We start from the raw sequence: 16,655 nt of genomic DNA, 5'->3' as shown, positions 1-16,655 counted from the left end.
GTGTCACGGGACCGCCCATTTCGCCGGATCAAGTGGTGCGACCGGGGCCCGGGGGTGTATGCAAGGTGGGCTGAATGTCCGGATGGCCCCCATGGGGGCAACTCCCACCCGCCGCTGCCGGGAGCGTGAATGCCCAGGTTGTCCACCTCCCCCAACGCAGCCGACCGCCAGTTGGTCAAGGGGCTGAACGAGGGTGACGAGGCGGCCTTGGCCGCGCTCTACGACGAGTACGGCGAGCGCCTCTACGACTACGTGCTGTCGATGTCGGGCGATGAGAAGGCGGCCGCCGACATCGTCCACGACGCGTTCATCGACGCCTGCCGCCGCGCCCCCCGGATGCGCGACCCCCTCTGTCTGAGCTCCTGGCTCTACGGTGCGGCGCGGCGCCGCTGCATCCGCCGGGGCCGCCCGAAGGTGCTGTTCTGGGACCGGGACGGCGAGTTCTCGGACGCCCCTTTCCTGGATCGTGCCGAAACCGCCGATCCGGCACCCGACCGGCCGCCCTCGGACGAGCTGCACGACCTGCTCCGCGCGTCACTGTCGCGGCTGGAGCCCGTCGACCAGGAGGTCATGCTCCTGGCGTACCGGCACGGCCTGCGTCCCGTCCGGCTCGGCGCGGCGCTCGGCCTGTCGGGACGGCGGGCCGCGGTGCGGGTGCGCAGGGCGCGCGCCCAGCTCGACGCCGCGCTGCGCAGGGAGATCGACCGGGCGAGGCGGGAGTGCGCCGCCGCGGCGGACGCCGCCGAGGAGTCCCGGTCCGCGGCGATCCCGGTCCTGGCCGCGGCTCGCATCCCGGCCCCCGAGGAGGAGGCGCCCCCGGAGGAGTCGAGCGCCCGGGGTCTGCGGCGGTTCTTCCGCCGCGGGGGCGACGACTCCCCGGTCGACCCCGCGACCGAACTGCACGCCGCCGGCTGCGGCGACTGCCGCGCCCGGGCCGGGGTGACCGCGGCCGCGCTGCTGCGGCAGGCGCCCGCGCCGGTGCTGCCCGCGGCGCTGCGGCACCGCGTCATGCACACCGCGACCGACCCGGAGCTGGCGGGCTACCGCGCCGACATCGCGGCCCGCGGCGGGACGCTGACCCCGGCCGGCCTGCCGAGCCAGCCGGACGTGCCGTCGCCGTTCACGCGCCGGTGGCTGTTCACCGGGGGCGGCATGGCGGGCGCGCTGGCGGCGGCCCTCGTCGTCGCGTTCGTGATGGGGCCCGGCATCGGCGGCGGCACGCTGTCGTGGCCGCCGTTCCGCACGCATCCGCAGCCGTCGATCACGCAGGAGAGGCCGGGGGGCCAGGGGAAGGGCAAGGGAGGCCCGGAAGGGCCGGACGGGGGCGCGCAGGCCCGTCCCGGCCAGCCGCCGCCCCAGCCGCAGACCCATGAGAACAACCAGGAGAAGCCGGAGGACCCGTCCCAGACGCCGCGGCCCCCGGCGTCCGAGTCGCCGAAGCCCCCCGGCATCCTCGTGGTGAACCCGGCCAAGGTCGAGATGTACGGGACGAAGACCGCGCAGGTCAGCCTGAAGGCGCAGAGCGGTCCGGTGTCCTGGACGGCGATGACGTCGTCGAACCAGCTGATCCTGTCGCAGATGCAGGGCGGCATGCCCGAGGACGGCACGATGCGCCTGACGGTGACGCTGCGCACGGCGCTCATCGGCCTGCCGGGGCAGGGCACGATCACCTTCACCGACTCCGAGGGCTCGCCGCACGAGGTGAAGGTCGTCTGGGGCGCGACGCTCCTCTAGCGGCTCAGCCGCCGTCGGCGGGCCGCTCCCCGAGGTGGTTCCTGATCATTTCGAGGTGGTCGCCGAGCGCCGCCTGGACGCGGGCCTCCATGGCCCGCGCGATGAACGGGTCGACGACCATCTTGACCAGCGGCCGCATCCGGCGGACCACCTCGGCGATCTCGCCCACCTCGTCGCCGTCCGGGACGGGCTGGCGCTCCAGCCGCGCGAACACGTGCTCCTCGACGAGGTTCACGAACCGCCCCGCGATCACGTCGCAGTCGGCGCGGATCTGCCCGGCGATGTCGAGGACGGACTCCAGCGGGATGCCGGCGGCGACGAGCTCGGCGCCGACGTGCAGCAGCCGCGGGCTCGGCACCCGGTACTTGTCGCCCTCCGGCTCGATGAGGCCGAGTTCGATCGTCCGCCGCATGGTCTCCGCGAGCCGCTCGTCGTCCAGGCCCCTGCCGAACCTCTCGACCAGCTCCTCGTAGGTCGCGGTGCCGGGGATCTCGTCCGACCACGGGTCGGTGAGGACCTTCTCCAGCCCGAGCACCTCGGCGACGTCCTTGCCGGTCTCCCAGGCGCCCAGCAGGTCCTTGATGATCGCGAAGGTGTAGCCGCGGGCGAGCAGCTTGCCGATCAGCCGGAGGCGCGCCACGTGCGAGTCGTCGTACATGCCGACGCGGCCCTCGAGGCGGGGCGGCGGCAGCAGGCCGCGGTCCTGGTAGGCGCGGATGTTGCGCACCGTGCTGCCCGCCAGCCGCGCCAGCTCGTCGATTCGGTACTCGGCCATGCCCCGTCCGCCGGCTCGTCTCGTGGTGACCGCCGTGATCTTACTCCCGTCCCATTGTTACACCGATCGATGGCACATAGGGTTGCCGCATGGCGGACGACATCGAGGAGACGCTCCTCGGCGGCCCCCTGCGCTACACGCGCAGTGAGGTCGAGGCCCGGGCCGGAGTCTCGGACGACTTCGCGCGCCGCATCTGGCAGGCGCTCGGCTTCCCGGTTCCGCCGGACGACGAGGTCGCCTTCACCGACGGCGACGTGACCGCGCTCCAGGAGATCCGCGAGGTCCTGGCCCACGAGCTGGTGGACGAGGAGACGGTGCTCCAGCTCGTCCGCGCCGTCGGCCAGACGATGGGGCGGCTCGCGAGCTGGCTCGGCGACGTGTGGCTCCAGCGCCTGAGCGCCCTGCCGTCCGACGAGCCGGTGACGTCCGACCTGGTCACCGCCGCCCTGGCCGCCACCGAGGAGCTGCGGCCCTCGTTCGAGCGGCTGCTGCTGCACGGCTGGCGCCGCCAGCTCGCCGCCGCCGGGATGCGCGCCGCCGCGTCCACCGCCAGGGCGGAGGCCGACCCCGCCGCGGGCCTCGCGCTCCTCGCGGTCGGGTTCGCCGACGTCGTGTCGTTCACCCGGTTGAGCCGCCGCCTCGACGGCGAGGCCCTCGCCGGGTTCGTCGAGCGCTTCGAGTGGTCGGTCACGCACATCGTCGCCGAGTGCGGGGGCCGCGTGGTGAAGACGCTCGGCGACGAGGTCCTGTTCGTCGCGCCCGCCGCCGACGCCGCCGCGGAGATCGGGCTGCGCGTCGCGGAGCGGTTCAACGAGGACCCCGACTTCCCGAAGGTCCGCGTCGGCCTGGCCTACGGCGAGGTCATCCAGCGGTTGGGCGACGTGTTCGGCACGCCCGTCAACATGGCCGCGCGCCTGACGTCCACCGCCTACCCGGGGACGGTCCTGGCCGACGCGGGCCTGGTCTCGGCGCTGCCGTCCGGCCCCTTCGAGACCTCCGGCCTGCGTCCGCGCCCGCTCCAGGGCCTGGGCCGCGTACGGCCGTATCTGCTGCGCCGCCCCAAGGCCTAGACGCCCCCCGACCTCCCCCGCACCGCCGCCGATCCCTCCGGCGCCGGGCAACGTCGCAGGTCAAGCGATGGTTTTGCAATGCAAAATCATGTGTTGCAAATCTGGTGCCGCGCTTGGTGCGCCCCATAGCCTCCACGACTACCGGCACCGAAGTCTGATTACAGGCTCGTTGGGGTGAATGAGGTCCAATGTACGATCTGCTGGTTCGCGGGGGGACGGTGCTGGACGGCACCGGGGCCCCCGGGCGCCGCGCGGACGTCGCCGTCACCGCCGGGCGGATCGCCGCGGTCGGCGCCCTCGCCGGCGCGCGGGCGGCCGCCGAGATCGACGCGACCGGCCGGTACGTCATGCCGGGCTTCATCGACACCCACGTCCACGGCGACGCGGCCGTGTTCGACCCCGACGTCCAACTCGCCGCGCTGCGGCAGGGCGTCACCACGTTCGTCCTCGGCCAGGACGGGGTCTCCTACGCGCCCGCCGGCGCCGAGACGCTCCGCTACGTGACCCGCTACTTCGCGCCGGTCAACGGCGCGCACCCCGGGCTGGGCGACGGGCCGGTCACCGTCGCGGAACTGCTCACCGCCTACGACCGGCGCACCCCGCTCAACACCGCCTACCTGCTGCCGCACGGGACGATCCGGCACGGCGTCATGGGGACCGCGCGGCGGGCCCCGGAGCCGGGCGAGCTGGCGGCGATGCGGGCACTCGTCGAGCGCGGGCTCTCCGAGGGGGCGGCCGGGCTGTCCACCGGGCTGGAGTACGTGCCAGGCGCCTACGCCGAGGCCGCCGAGATCGCGGCGCTGTGCGCGCCGGTCGGCGCGGCCGGGCTCCCCTACGTCACGCACATGCGCGGGTACGAGTCCGCCGCCGCGGCGGCGATGGCGGAGGTCCTGGAGATCGCGCGGGCGGGCGGCGTCGCCCCGCACGTCTCGCACTACCACGGCCCCGGCGACGAGCTGGTCGCGCTCGTGGACGGCGCGCGCGCCGAGGGCATCGACCTGACCTTCGACAGCTACCCCTACCTGCGGGGATCCAGCACGCTGACGCTCGTCACGCTGCCGGGCCGGCTCCCCATCGCCGATCTGGACGCCACGCTGGAGGCGCTCGCCGACCCGGCCGTCCGGGAGCGGCTGGAGCGCGACTGGTTCGCGCACCGCCCCGAGGTGTGGCCCCGCATCACGCTCTCGCACGTCCCGGCCGACGAGTACCGGTGGGCGGAGGGCATGAGCCTGCCGGACGCGGCGGAGCGGGCCGGGTCCGCGCCCGGAGCGTTCTGCTGCGACCTGCTCGTCGCGACGCGGCTGGAGGCGGGCTGCGTGTTCGGGCAGCCGCCGACCAACAGCGAGGAGTCGGTGCGGGCGCTGCTGCGGCACCCCGCCCAGACGACCGGCTCCGATGCCATATACCAGGGCGGGCACCCGCATCCGCGCGGGCGGGGCGCGTTCGCCCGGATGCTCGGGCGGCACGTCCGCGAGCTCGGCGACTGGACGTGGGAGCAGGCCGCCGTCCACCTGGCCGGGCGCGCCGCCGACCGGTTCCGGCTCGCCGACCGGGGCCGCGTGCAGACCGGGCACGCAGCGGACCTCGCCGTCCTCGACCCGGCCGCCGTCACCGACCGCGCCACCTACGAAAGACCCCGGGTGCCCGCCGAAGGCGTCGAGCACGTCGTCGTCAACGGCGTCCCCGTCCTGTCCGGAGGCGTCCTCGCCGACACCGGGACACCGCCGGGACGGGCCCTCACGCCCGCCTGACCTCATCTGCCGGGGAGCACCGCATGACGAGCGAACAGGCGAAACCGCGGAACCAGTCGTCGTCGCTGCGGCGGGCGCTGGCCGTTCTCGACCACGTCCGCGACCACGCCGACGCGCGCGGGGTGTCGCTGACCCGCATCGCCGACGACCTCGGCATCAGCAAGAGCACCGTGCTGCGGCTCGCGCAGCCGCTCATCGACGGCGACCTGCTCACCCGCGACCGCGAGACCGGCTGGTTCCGGCTCGGGCACGGCGCGCTGCGGCTCGGCCAGGCGTACCTGTCGACGCTGGACATGCGGTCGGTCGCCGCCGACCCGCTGCGCCGCCTCCAGCACGTCGTGGGGGAGACGTGCCACCTCGTCGTCTACGAGGCGCCCGACGTCGTCTACATCGACAAGGTGGAGAACGAGCACAACGTCCGGATGGCGTCCCGCGTCGGGATGCGGATGCCCGCCTACCGGACGGCCGTCGGGAAGGCCATCCTCGCCTGGCTCGGCGACGACGAATTCCAGGCGGTCGTCGCGGCCGGGATGCCGGCGCGCACCGAGCGGACGATCACCGACCCGGCGCGGCTGGCCGCCGAGCTGGAGCGGGTACGCCTGTCCGGGTACGCCGTCGACGACCGGGAGAACGAGCCCGAGGTCCGCTGCGTCGCCGCGCCGATCTTCGATCACACCGACCGGGCGGTGGGGGCGCTCAGCGTGTCCGGGCTGACGTCCCGGATGACGCCGGCGCGGGTGAGGGAGGTCGGACCGATGGTCGAGCGGACGGGGCTGGAGATCTCCCGGGTGCTCGGCTCGCCCCGGCCGTCCCGCCGCCGTCCCGACCGACCTCGCCCCGACACGTCCCCGCACGACAGGCAGGAAGGGAACCAGCCGTGAGCCTCACCATTCCCGGCGAGCACGTCGACTGGCGGACCAAGGGCCTCTGGGTGCCCGGTCCGCCCGTCCCCCTGGAGGAGTTCGCCGCCGCCCGGCACCCGCTGTTCGGCGGACCGTTCACCTGGCCGGTCATGGTGGCGCGGCAGTCGGCGCTGGAGCACAACATCGACGCGCTCGCCGCGTTCTGCCGGGAGCACGGGCTCGCGTTCGCGCCGCACGGCAAGACGTCCATGGCCCCGTCGCTGTTCCAGGCCCAGCTCGACGCGGGCGCCTGGGGCATCACCGCCGCGACCGCCAACCAGGTGCTCGCCTACCGGATGTTCGGCGTCCCGCGCATCCTGCTGGCCAACGAGCTGCTCGACCCGACCGCGCTGCGCTGGCTCGGCGGCGAGGTCGACCGCGGCATGGAGTTCCTGCTGTACGCCGACTCCGCCGAGGGCGTCGCCGCGATCTCAGCGGCGGCGGGGGAGCGCCCGTTCCGGGTGCTGGTCGAGCTCGGCCATCCCAACGGCCGGACCGGCTGCCGCACCGTGGAGGAACTGGCCGCCGTCGCCCGCGCCGTCGCCGACGCGCCCGGCACCGAGCTCGCCGGTGTCGCCGGGTACGAGGGCGGGCTGCCGGACGTCGCGTCCGCCGGCGCCTACCTCGGGGCGCTGCGCGACGCGACCGTCGAGCTGTCCCCGCTGCTCCCCCGCGACGTCGTCGTCACCGCCGGAGGCAGCGCCTACTTCGACCAGGTCGCCGAGAAGCTCGCGGGCGACTGGCTGCCCGGCCACGACCTCACCGCGGTCCTGCGCAGCGGCGCCTACGTCTCCCACGACGACGGCATCTACACCGAGCGGACGCCGTTCAACCGCGTCCCCGGCTCGCTGGACGCCGCGCTGGAGATCTGGGCGCAGGTCACGTCCGTCCCGGAGCCCGGCCTCGCGATAGTCGGGATGGGCAAGCGGGAGGCCCCCTACGACGCGGGCCTGCCCGTCCCGCTCCGGATCCGCAAGGCGGACGGGACGACGGCCCCCGCGCACGGCATGCGCGTCACCGACACCAACGACCACCACGCCTACGTCGCGACCGGGGACGCCTCCCCGCACCCCGGGGACCTGATCTGCTTCGGCATCTCCCACCCGTGCACGGCCTTCGACAAATGGCAGGTCGTCCCCGTCGTGGACGACGACCACACGGTGGTCGACCTGATCCGCACGTACTTCTGAGAAGGGAGCCCCATGATCCCCCGCCTGGCGGGGCCTGCTCGCCTCGGCGGCCCGGCCCGAGCGCGCCCCGGACGGGGCGGCCCGATGAGCGTCGACCTCGTCACGTTCGGCGAGACCATGGCGCGGCTGGAGAACCCCGTCGTCGGGCCGATGCGGCACGCCCGCTCGCTCGACCTCGGCATCGGCGGCGCCGAGTCGAACACGGCGATCGGGCTGTCCCGGCTCGGCGGCAGCGCGGCCTGGTTCGGCCGCGTCGGCGACGACGAGTTCGGTCGGCTCATCACCACCGCGCTCGCCGGTGAGGGCGTCCGGCTCGGCCACACGGTGGTGGACGGCACCGCGCCGACCGCACTGCTGTTCAAGGAGCGCCGCTCGGGCACGCTCACCCGCGTCCAGTACTACCGGACGGGCAGCGCGGGCTCCCGGCTGCACCCGTCCGACGTCCCGCACGACCTGATCCGCAGCGCGCGCGTCCTGCACGTCACCGGCATCACCGCCGCGATCAGCGACACCGCCCGCCAGGCGCTGGACGAGGCCGTCGAGACCGCGCGGGACGCCGGCGTCCCCGTCTCCCTCGACCTCAACTACCGGGCGGCGCTGTGGGCGCCCGCCGAGGCCGGCGAATGCCTGCACACCCTGGTCAAGCGCGCCGACCTGGTGTTCGCCACCGAGCGGGAGGCCCGCCTCGTCGCCCCCGGCGACGACCCGGCCGCGCTCGCCACCGCCCTGGCCGCGCTGGGGCCCCGCGACGTCCTCGTCAAGCGGGGCGCCGTGGGCGTGGTCGCGTTCTGCGAGGGGCGGCTGCACGTCCAGCCCGCCCACCGGGTGCCGGTCGTGGACCCGGTCGGGGCCGGGGACGCGTTCGCCGCCGGCTACCTCGCCGAGTTCGTCCGCGGCCTGCCCGTCGCCGCCCGCCTGGCCACCGCCACGGCCGCGGGCGCGTACGCGGTCACCGTCCGCGGCGACTGGGAGGGCCTGCCCAGCCGCGCCGACCTGGAACTGTTGAAGGCCGCGGAAGACGACGTCACTCGCTGAAGCGGCGTCACCCGACAAGGAGACAGGAATGAGCAAGCGCGAACTTCGCAGTGCGGACTCCGCCCCGCCCGTCGGCACCTACTCGCAGGGCCTCGTGGTCGGCGACTTCGTGTACACGTCCGGGATGGGGCCGCTCGACCCGAAGACCGGCGAGATCGTCGGCTCGTGGACTCGTCCCTCTCCGCCATGGTGGAGGATCTGCGCGGCGCCGACGCCGCGCGGATCCTCTCCCGCGGCGTCTCGTCCATCACGATCGGCGCCGCCCACCACCGCGCCCGGACCGTGACGGTCAGCGGTCCGCGGAGAGGCGGCGGGCGAGCACCGGGATGATGATCGCCGCGGCCAGGACGTGCGCGGCGCACAGCATCACCTTCGTCGAGGCGGCCGTGGCGCCCGCGGCGACGGGCGTCGTGAACGACAGGACCGTCAGCGCGACGGCCGCCCGCACGAACGTCCGGGACGGGTTCTTGGCGAACCGCGCGAGGAGCATCGCGAGGATCGTCCCCCAGAACGTGGACATGACCGTCCCCATCGCGAACATGCCCACCGTGACCGGATCGGGGGTGTCCGCGCCGATGCTCCCGGCCTCCATCGGGATCCCGGCCGCGCGGGCGACCAGGCCGTACAGCTCGGTGGCGACGGATCCCGCCAGCGCCGCGGCGGCCCCGGTCAGCCAGATCGGGCGGTGGCCGCTGGTGATCGTCTGGGTGATGTCCATGGTGTGCTCCTTTCAGGGCTTCTGAAAGGAGGTCGAACCGGCGCCGCCGGGATCGACATCATCCGCCGAAAATCTCCGGCAGATCGAAGGCGGCGAACACCCGGGCGTCCTGGAAGACGACGTTGCGCGCGACGCCCTTCGGGGTCACGGTGAAGACCTGCAGCGTGTGCAGCCGGTACGCGCCTTCCGACAGGTGGTACGCGGCGAGGGCCGGCTGGCGGTTGGCGGACGTCCGCGCCGTCCGCCAGCCGCCGCCGCGCATCGCGAACAGCCGGGCCATGAACCGCCCGTAGTCGCGCCGCCCCCGGTACCAGAGCGGCACGGGCGGCATCTCCAGCACGGCGTCGTCGGTCAGCAGCGCCACCAGGCCGTCGACGTCGGCCGCCTCGAACGACCTCACGTACCGGTCCAGGACGGCGCCGACCGCCGCGTCGTCCGGCTCGGCGATCTCCTCCTCGGCGGCGACGCCCGACAGCCCCGCGCGGGCCCGCTGCAGGGCGCTGTTCACCGCCGCCGGGGACGTCTCCAGCAGCTCCGCCGCCTCGGCCGCGCTGAACTCCAGGACGTCCCGCAGGATGAGCACGGCCCGCTGGCGGGGCGGCAGCGCCTGCATCGCGGCCACCAGCGCCAGCCGCAGGCTGCCGCGCCGCACGACGCGCGCCGCCGGGTCGTCCAGCAGCGCGTCCGGGAACGGCTGAAGCCAGGGCACTTCCAGCGCCGGGGCCAGCGGCGCGTCCGGGTCGTCGCTCGGCCCGCCGAGCCCGGACGGGAGCGGGCGCCGGGCCCGCCCCCGCAGCGCCGTCAGGCACACGTTCGTCGCGATGCTGTAGAGCCAGGTGCGGACGGACGCCAGGCGCGGCTCGTAGCGGTCCCGGGCCCGCCACGCGCGCAGCATCGTCTCCTGGACGAGGTCCTCCGCCTCATGGACCGAGCCCACCATCCGGTAGCAGTGCACCAGGAGCTCGCGCCGGTAGGAGTCGAGTTCCTCGTCCATGGCGGGCCTCCGGTCAGCGGGCGGGCGCGTTGGCGTAGGCGGAGACGAGCCACCGCCCGTCCCGCCGCGACAGCACCCAGGTGGCGAGCCGCTCGCGCTCGGGCGGGTACTCCTGCTCCCCCGCCATGACGATGCCCGCCCTGCTGACGATGATGGCGGTGTCGCCGTGCACGCGGACGTCCTGCGGCTCGTCCACGGCCCGGGAGCCCTTGAGCGGCCCGTCGAACGCGGCGGCCATGTAGTCGCGCACCGCAGCGCGGCCCTGGTGGAACACGCCGGGCATCACCACGGTCGCGTCGTCGACGTAGAGGTCGGCGAAGGCGTCCGCGTCGCCGTCGCCCCACGCCTCGTAAAGCCGCCCGAGCACCTCGCGGACGGCCGTCTCGCTGCTGTTCATCGCCTCAGTCCCTTCTCGAACCGGATCGGTCGAGGTGTGTACCGCGGGGACCTCGCCGATTCATCGCTCCGGCGCGGGAAATCCGGCGGTCAGGATTTGAGGGCGTCGCGCTGGGCGCGGGTGAGCTTGGCGACCACGAGGTCGTAGGAGTGGTCGACCAGCTCCCACACCTCCTCGTCCGGCACCGAGCCGTCGAGGACGACCGTGTTCCAGTGCCGCTTGTTGAGGTGGTAGCCGGGCGTGACCGCGGCGTGCCGGGCGCGGAGCTCCTCGGCCAGGTCGGGATCGCACTTGAGGCTGACGCTCGGCGGCGACGCGCCCAGCGGCACCAAAGCGAACATCCGTCCGGCGACCTTGAACACGGCCACCTCGTCGCCGAACGGATACTCCTCCACCGCACCCGGTTTCCCCAGGCACTCCGCGATCACCCGATCACGCCACGAGCCGTCGTCCACCCGAGCCACTCTAGGCCCGGGCCAGAGCCCGGGCCCGGTGCCTCCCTATCTCAGCGGAGGTAGACGAGGCCGTCGATGCCGACCATGGGGCGGCCCGAGGTGCCCGCGACGACGATCTTGATGGTGTGCGTGCCGCTGCTGCTCCAGGTGCGCGTCCACAGCAGCTGGCGGTAGGCCGTGGTCGACGCCCGGGTGTCCAGCGTGCCGATCTTGACGCCGTCCACGTAGACGTACACGGCGCCGAGGTAGGAGGCGCGCTTGAAGATCAGGCCCGCGGTGCGACCGGTGAACGTCCAGCTCGCGCTCGCGCCGCGGTACTTGCTGTACATGCCGCGTCCGCCCAGGTAGTACTTGGTCGTGCTGACGCCCCAGGTGCCGGTGCGGCGCGCGGCGCCCTCGGTCTGGCCGCCGGTGTAGCGGCTCAGGCTGGAGGTGCCGGTGTTGCCCGCGGCGTCCGTGGCGGCCAGCGTCCAGGTCTGGGTCGTGCCCGGCTTGGAGACCGCGGCCCACGACGTCGTGGTGGTGGAGAACGTCTTCGCCGCGGGCGACGTGGCCTTCAGCGAGCTGAGAAGCCCGTTGTCACTGGCCTTCCAGCTGAGCGTGACGGGCCACGCGCCGCTGTTGACCGTCCCCTTGCGCAGCGAGAGCGCCTGCGAGGAGATGACCGGGCGCGTCGTGTCCGCGACGACCGTGAAGACGGGGGACGCCGAGGTCGTCCCGTCGCTGAAGGCCGCGTGGAGCTGGACCGAGTGCGTGCCCGGCGCGAGGGTCACCGTGGCCGAGGTGGCCCCGGCCGCCGGCGTCGCCGCCGTGGCGCCGTCCACGCTGACCGTGTAGGTCGCGCCATCGGCAGGTGTCCAGTTCAGGGTCGCCGTGCTCTTGGTGTAGTAGCGGCCCCCGGCGGCCGTCGCGCCGGTCACGGTGGCTTCCAGCGCCGGGACGGTGAGCTGCTTGGCGGCCGTCCGGACGGTGGGGAGCGCGGAGTAGAGCTGCGCACCGGGGCACGCGGTCGCGAACCCGTCGCGGTGCCCGGAGATCGTGTTGAACTCGACCTGCTGCCCGTAGGGGTACTTGCCGCCCGTCCCGTTGGGCGCGGCCGAGGTCAGGGTCGTCTTCGCGGTGGGGTCGACGCCGGTCAGCCCCAGCTTCCACGCGGCGATCTTCGCGGTGCCGTCCAGGGCGGCCTTGGTGGGCGCGACGCCCGGAACGCTGGGGTCGTCCGCGGCGGTGTAGGTACCGAGGACGGCGATGCCGGTGGTGTCGGTGTTGAACCCGTAGGTGTGGGCGCCGTGGACGGGGCGGTCGGTCCCCCCGGCCCGCCCCTCGAAGATCGTGCCGCACTTGTCGACGAGGAAGTTGTAGCCGATGTCGTTCCAGCCCTGGCTCTGCACGTGGTACAGGTACACCGACCGGATCACCGACGCCGACTCGGTGCAGGAGTACCCGTTGCCCGTGTCGGTGTGGTGGACGAACGCGGCCTTGACCGAGGTGTCGTAGTCCGGCGGCGCCTTGACGAGGGACTCGTCCGCGCCCCACCCGGACCGCGGCACGATGGCGGGCTTCGGCGCGGTGACGGTCCCGGCGAGGGGCGTGGTCGCCGCCACCAGCTTCATCCCGGTGCGGGCCTTACCGGCGGCCCGCGGTGTCGGCGCCGCCGCCGACGCGCCCGGGTCGACCAGGTCGACGCGCAGGCCGTCCGGCAGCGTGCGGCCCTTCTGTCCGGTCACGCGCACGTCGACGCCGTTGGACGGGCCGACCCACAGGCCGTTCGTCCCGCCGCGTCCACCCTGGTCGGGCGCGTCGGCCAGCTCCGGCTCCAGGGCGCGCCACCCCGACCAGCGGCCGGTCTTCGCGTCCCGCGTGCGGAGCCGGACCGTCCCCTTCAGCTCCTCGCGCGGCTTGTTCCACGTGACGCCGACGAGGCTGAACGGGTCGGTCGCGGCGGCGGGCAGGCCCTTGACCTTCTGCCCCGCGGCCGCCGCGGTGGCGATGTCGCCGAGGGCGCGGGCGTGCACCTTCCCGGGCCCCGCCTTGGTCGCGGACGCCGTCGTCGCCGTCGACGACGACGAGACCGTCCAGACCACCGTCCCGGCCACCGCCAGGGTGGCGGCCGAAGTCACGATCACTGTGCGCTTGAGCATTCTTCCCCGTCCAAGACCGAGCCAGTGATCATTCAGCGTCACGGCCGTCCAGAACGTCACAGCTTGCCAGGCCCGTCCCGCCGGTGGTTCCGGCACCCCCCGGTAAGGGAGCGCGGACGCGGGCAATCACCTGCCCAAACGCGCGCCAAAGGGCGGCTGGCGGCGCGGCCGGCGGGTACCAGCACAGGAGCCGGATCGGGGGTGAGGGCAGGTGCACATCCGAGGACCCGTCGCCCCCATGGCCGCGACGGCGCTCGACCGCATCCCGGAGGAAAGGGCCTGCTCGGGCGGGTGCCGCTACGAACCCAAGTTCGACGGGTTCCGCTGCGTCGCCCGCGTGGACGACGACGGCGGTGTCCAACTCTGGTCACGCCGTCTCAAACGCCTCGACGAGGCCTTCCCCGAGGTGCTCTCGGCCGTCTCCGGCGCGCTGCCGCCCGGCACCGTCGTGGACGGGGAGATCGTCCGCTGGGGACCCGACGGCCGCCTCGACTTCTCCGCCCTGCAACGCCGCCACGTCACGCGCCGCGGCCGCGCCGGCCGCGCCGTCACCGAGCCCTGCCACTACGTGGTGTTCGACGTCCTGGAGACCGGCGGCGTGGACCACCGCCCCGCGCCGCTCTCCTCCCGCCGCACCGAGCTGGAGCGCCTCCTGAACGACCTGCCCGGCACGTCCCGCGTCGTCCTCTGCCCGCAGCTCCGCGACGTCGGCGAGGCCCGCCTGTGGTTCGAGATCCTCGTCGCGCAGGGCGTCGAAGGCCTGGTCGTCAAGGCCGCGGCCGACCCCTACAAGGAGGGACGGCGCGGCTGGTGGAAGGTGAAGCACCGCACGACGACCGAGGCGATCATCGGCGGGGTGACCGGCGCCCTCGACCAGCCGCAGACCCTCCTCCTCGGCAGGTACACGACCGCCGGGACGCTCCGAGTGGTCGCCCGCACCACACCCCTGAACCCCCGAGCGCGCACCGCCCTCACCGGCGCCCTGACTCCGGCAGGCGACGAGCACCCCTGGCCGGAGCCCCTCCCGGCAGGCTGGGCGGGCGGCCTCCCCAGCACCAGGGACCCGATCCACTACATCCGCGTGACCCCGACCGCCGTCGCAGAGATCAGCGTGGACGCCGCCGTAGAACACGGCCGGTGGCGCCACTCCGTCCGCTTCCTCCGCCCCAGACCCGACCTGACCCCCGAAGACGTCCCCCAGGGCCTTGACCTGGAGTGACCGGCAGCCGGTCCGAGCCTTGATCGGGAAGTGAAGCCGCGCGGCGGCGCCTCCGGCTTCAGGTGGCGGTGAAGACGACCGCGCGGCCGGCCTCGGCGGCCTGCTCGTCGGTGATCGCGAAGTGCACTCCCAGCATGACCGGCGATCGTACGCACCGGGACCGACGGCCGGGATGACCGGCTCGCGGCCGGACGAACCGGATCACCGACCGTGATTCCCTGGCGACTCTCCCCGTCCTGCGGTAAAACAGACATTGATGTTCTTCTGAGCCTCTCGCCGACGACCGGGATCCTTCGATCCTCGCCAAGGGCCGCGGCGCCAAGGGCATCTCCAGTGCACGAGAGTCGACCTGAAAGGCATCGGCAGATGACACGTCCCACGGACGGCAAGGACCCGGCCGCCAGCGGTTTCTCCCGCCGCAGGCTCCTGAGGATGGGCGCCGGGGTCGCCCTCGGCGCGGGAGCGGTCGGTGCGGGGTGGGCCGGGTTCAGCCAGGACGAGCGGCGGGTGGCGGTGCGGACGGCCGGCGGGCCGGGCGACCCGTCCAGCCCGACCCTCGCGACCAAGGTGCGGAACCTGAGCGGCCCGGCCGAGACCGGTCCGTTCGCCTCGCCGTGGACCGACCTCGGCATCCCCGTGCGGTGCCCGGACGGCACCATGCTGTTCGTCTGCGGCGACACCTTCGGCGGCGACCACGTGCCGAACCCGGGCGAGCCCGCCGTCGACTGGCGCGCCCCGGTGGGCCTGCGCTCCGGCAACGGCGACGTGAACAACCTGCGCATCGACGGGAGCGTCGGCGGAGGCCACGCCAGGGCCCTCGTGGACGAGCCGCACAACCCGGTCGGCGACAAGGCCACCACGGCGATCCCGTCCGACGCGTTCGTCGTGGACGGCGTCATGTACATGCACCTCATGCGCGGCGTCATCTACGACACCCACCACACCGACTTCTGGCGCTCCACCGACAACGGCGAGACCTGGGAGTACCTGTGCCAGTGGCCCGGTGACCTGCACGGCGGCCAGTTCCAGCAGAAGACCTACGCGGTGGCGGACGACGGGTACTGCTACGTCCTGTCGACCGTCTTCAACCGCGAGCGGGACTCGGGGATGCTTCTGCACCGGGTGCGCAAGGAGCGGCTCGGAGACCCGGGCGCGTACGAGCCCTGGGGGTACGCGGACGGCGGCTGGCGCTGGGGCGCGCCCCCGACGACGGTCTTCGGCGTCCGCAGGTGGGGCGAGATCTGCTTCCGCGCCATGGACGGCAAGTACGTCCTCACCTGGCTGAACATGAACCCGCTGTCGATCCGGGCGATGGTCTTCCCGCTTCCGACCTCGGACCTGACCAGGACGCTGGAGCAGACGATGATCCTGCCGTCCGCTCCCGGGGCGGAGGCGGCCAACCTCGTCGCCAGCCCCTACGGCGGCTTCGTCGTCCCCGGCTCGACGTTCGGCAACTTCCACATCATCGTCAGCCAGTGGTACGACCCGACGAACTACCGGATCATGCAGTACAAGGTCAACATGCTCTCCTGAGCCGGAACCGGGCGCCGTCCCCGGACGGCGCCCGCCTCGACCGGCGACCGGCGCGCAGCCGTTCGACATTCCCCACCTGCGGACGCCGCCGACCGCGCCGCTCCCCGGCGCGGAACGGGCCGGTCAGCCGGACTCGGCGCGGCGGGCGAGTTCGGCGAGGTGGCCGGCGATGATCTCGCGCATCCGCGCCGGGGTCGTCACCTCGGGATGGGTCGCGGCATGGACGGCCAGGCCGTCGACGAGGGCGTGCAGCCGGTCGGTCTCGTACTCCACGGCGGGTTCGGGGACGTCCAGGGAGCGCGCGACGGTGCGGCAGCCCTCGCGAAGCAGGGCATAACCCTCGCTCTGCAAGGCGCCCAGGTCCGGATCGACCATCGCCCGCGCGGTGAAGGCCAGCCAGACCCGGTTCTCGACGGCGCGCTCCTCGTCCATCGGCAGCAGCTCGGCCAGCACCAGCTCGGCGCGGCGGCGCGGGTCCGGCTCGGGGGGAAGCGCCGCTATCCGCCGCTGGATCCGTTCGATGATCGCGCGCAGGGTGAACGCCAGCAGCTCCGACTGCGTGGCGAAGTAGTGCCGCAGCGAGCCCATCGACAGCCCGGCCTCGCTCGCCACGTTGCGCACCGAGGCCCGGTCCAGCCCGTCGCGCAGGATCACCCGCCACACCGCGGCCACCACGTCCCGGCGCCGCTGCTCGCCGTCCACCATTCGAGGCATCGCCCATTAGTAGCACAGTCGTGCTAC

General features: G+C 73.7%; 16 protein-coding genes. 9 read left to right on the top strand and 7 right to left on the bottom strand.

Features of this window, described 5'->3' with window-relative positions:
* The first annotated feature begins 129 nt into the window (after positions 1 to 129).
* Positions 130 to 1,734, top strand: a complete 1,605-nt coding sequence (locus tag AB0C21_RS08635) for an RNA polymerase sigma factor (protein ID WP_500203429.1) — start codon at positions 130 to 132, stop codon at positions 1,732 to 1,734.
* A 4-nt stretch (positions 1,735 to 1,738) separates the two neighbouring features.
* On the opposite strand, the gene AB0C21_RS08630 is transcribed toward AB0C21_RS08635, so the two are convergent.
* Entirely contained in the window at positions 1,739 to 2,509 is a 771-nt protein-coding gene (locus AB0C21_RS08630) for a MerR family transcriptional regulator (RefSeq protein ID WP_500203428.1), read from the bottom strand.
* Positions 2,510 to 2,598: 89 nt separating this feature from the next.
* Here AB0C21_RS08630 and AB0C21_RS08625 point away from each other — a divergent pair, with 89 nt between their 5' ends.
* From AB0C21_RS08625 to AB0C21_RS08600, 6 genes are all read left to right on the top strand, one after another.
* Positions 2,599 to 3,579: an adenylate/guanylate cyclase domain-containing protein gene (locus AB0C21_RS08625; protein WP_500203427.1), complete on the top strand. Its 981-nt coding sequence runs from the start codon at positions 2,599 to 2,601 to the stop codon at positions 3,577 to 3,579.
* Positions 3,580 to 3,767: 188 nt separating this feature from the next.
* Positions 3,768 to 5,330, top strand: a complete 1,563-nt coding sequence (locus AB0C21_RS08620; protein WP_500203426.1) for an N-acyl-D-amino-acid deacylase family protein — start codon at positions 3,768 to 3,770, stop codon at positions 5,328 to 5,330.
* 23 nt (positions 5,331 to 5,353) lie between these two features.
* A complete protein-coding gene (locus AB0C21_RS08615) occupies positions 5,354 to 6,211 on the top strand; it encodes an IclR family transcriptional regulator (RefSeq protein WP_500203425.1) in 858 nt (285 codons plus the stop codon).
* Positions 6,208 to 7,422 (top strand): alanine racemase, encoded by a 1,215-nt coding sequence (locus AB0C21_RS08610; protein WP_500203424.1) that lies wholly within the window; start codon positions 6,208 to 6,210, stop codon positions 7,420 to 7,422. The genes AB0C21_RS08615 and AB0C21_RS08610 overlap by 4 nt, the downstream gene beginning before the upstream one ends.
* A gap of 84 nt (positions 7,423 to 7,506) precedes the next feature.
* Positions 7,507 to 8,457: a sugar kinase gene (locus AB0C21_RS08605; RefSeq protein WP_500203423.1), complete on the top strand. Its 951-nt coding sequence runs from the start codon at positions 7,507 to 7,509 to the stop codon at positions 8,455 to 8,457.
* Between the two features lie 28 nt (positions 8,458 to 8,485).
* Complete coding sequence (locus tag AB0C21_RS08600) at positions 8,486 to 8,743, top strand: RidA family protein (RefSeq protein WP_500203422.1); 258 nt, start codon at positions 8,486 to 8,488, stop codon at positions 8,741 to 8,743.
* 3 nt (positions 8,744 to 8,746) lie between these two features.
* Here the strand turns inward: AB0C21_RS08600 and AB0C21_RS08595 are convergent, their stop codons facing one another.
* The 5 genes from AB0C21_RS08595 to AB0C21_RS08575 form a co-directional block, all read right to left on the bottom strand.
* Positions 8,747 to 9,175, bottom strand: coding sequence for a DUF6069 family protein (locus AB0C21_RS08595; protein WP_500203421.1), 429 nt, complete (start codon positions 9,173 to 9,175; stop codon positions 8,747 to 8,749).
* Between the two features lie 58 nt (positions 9,176 to 9,233).
* Positions 9,234 to 10,169, bottom strand: a complete 936-nt coding sequence (locus AB0C21_RS08590) for a sigma-70 family RNA polymerase sigma factor (RefSeq protein ID WP_500203420.1) — start codon at positions 10,167 to 10,169, stop codon at positions 9,234 to 9,236.
* Positions 10,170 to 10,182: 13 nt separating this feature from the next.
* On the bottom strand, positions 10,183 to 10,566 hold the full coding sequence (locus AB0C21_RS08585) for an SgcJ/EcaC family oxidoreductase (RefSeq protein ID WP_149260619.1): 384 nt from the start codon (positions 10,564 to 10,566) through the stop codon (positions 10,183 to 10,185).
* Between the two features lie 89 nt (positions 10,567 to 10,655).
* Entirely contained in the window at positions 10,656 to 11,021 is a 366-nt protein-coding gene (locus AB0C21_RS08580; protein WP_500203419.1) for an MmcQ/YjbR family DNA-binding protein, read from the bottom strand.
* Positions 11,022 to 11,071: 50 nt separating this feature from the next.
* The gene (locus tag AB0C21_RS08575; protein ID WP_500203418.1) at positions 11,072 to 13,162 is read right to left on the bottom strand and encodes a peptidoglycan recognition protein family protein; all 2,091 of its coding nucleotides are present in this window, start codon (positions 13,160 to 13,162) and stop codon (positions 11,072 to 11,074) included.
* A gap of 211 nt (positions 13,163 to 13,373) precedes the next feature.
* Between AB0C21_RS08575 and AB0C21_RS08570 the strand changes: the two genes are divergently transcribed.
* A complete protein-coding gene (locus AB0C21_RS08570) occupies positions 13,374 to 14,381 on the top strand; it encodes an ATP-dependent DNA ligase (protein ID WP_500203417.1) in 1,008 nt (335 codons plus the stop codon).
* 366 nt (positions 14,382 to 14,747) lie between these two features.
* Positions 14,748 to 15,914, top strand: a complete 1,167-nt coding sequence (locus AB0C21_RS08565) for a DUF4185 domain-containing protein (protein WP_500203416.1) — start codon at positions 14,748 to 14,750, stop codon at positions 15,912 to 15,914.
* Between the two features lie 123 nt (positions 15,915 to 16,037).
* On the opposite strand, the gene AB0C21_RS08560 is transcribed toward AB0C21_RS08565, so the two are convergent.
* On the bottom strand, positions 16,038 to 16,628 hold the full coding sequence (locus AB0C21_RS08560; protein ID WP_500203415.1) for a TetR/AcrR family transcriptional regulator: 591 nt from the start codon (positions 16,626 to 16,628) through the stop codon (positions 16,038 to 16,040).
* Positions 16,629 to 16,655 lie beyond the last annotated feature (27 nt).

The organism is Spirillospora sp. NPDC049024, assembly GCF_040649235.1.
GTDB lineage: Bacteria > Actinomycetota > Actinomycetes > Streptosporangiales > Streptosporangiaceae > Spirillospora.
Note: the sequence above shows the minus strand (reverse complement) of the source record. Positions and strands in the feature narration are given on the sequence as shown.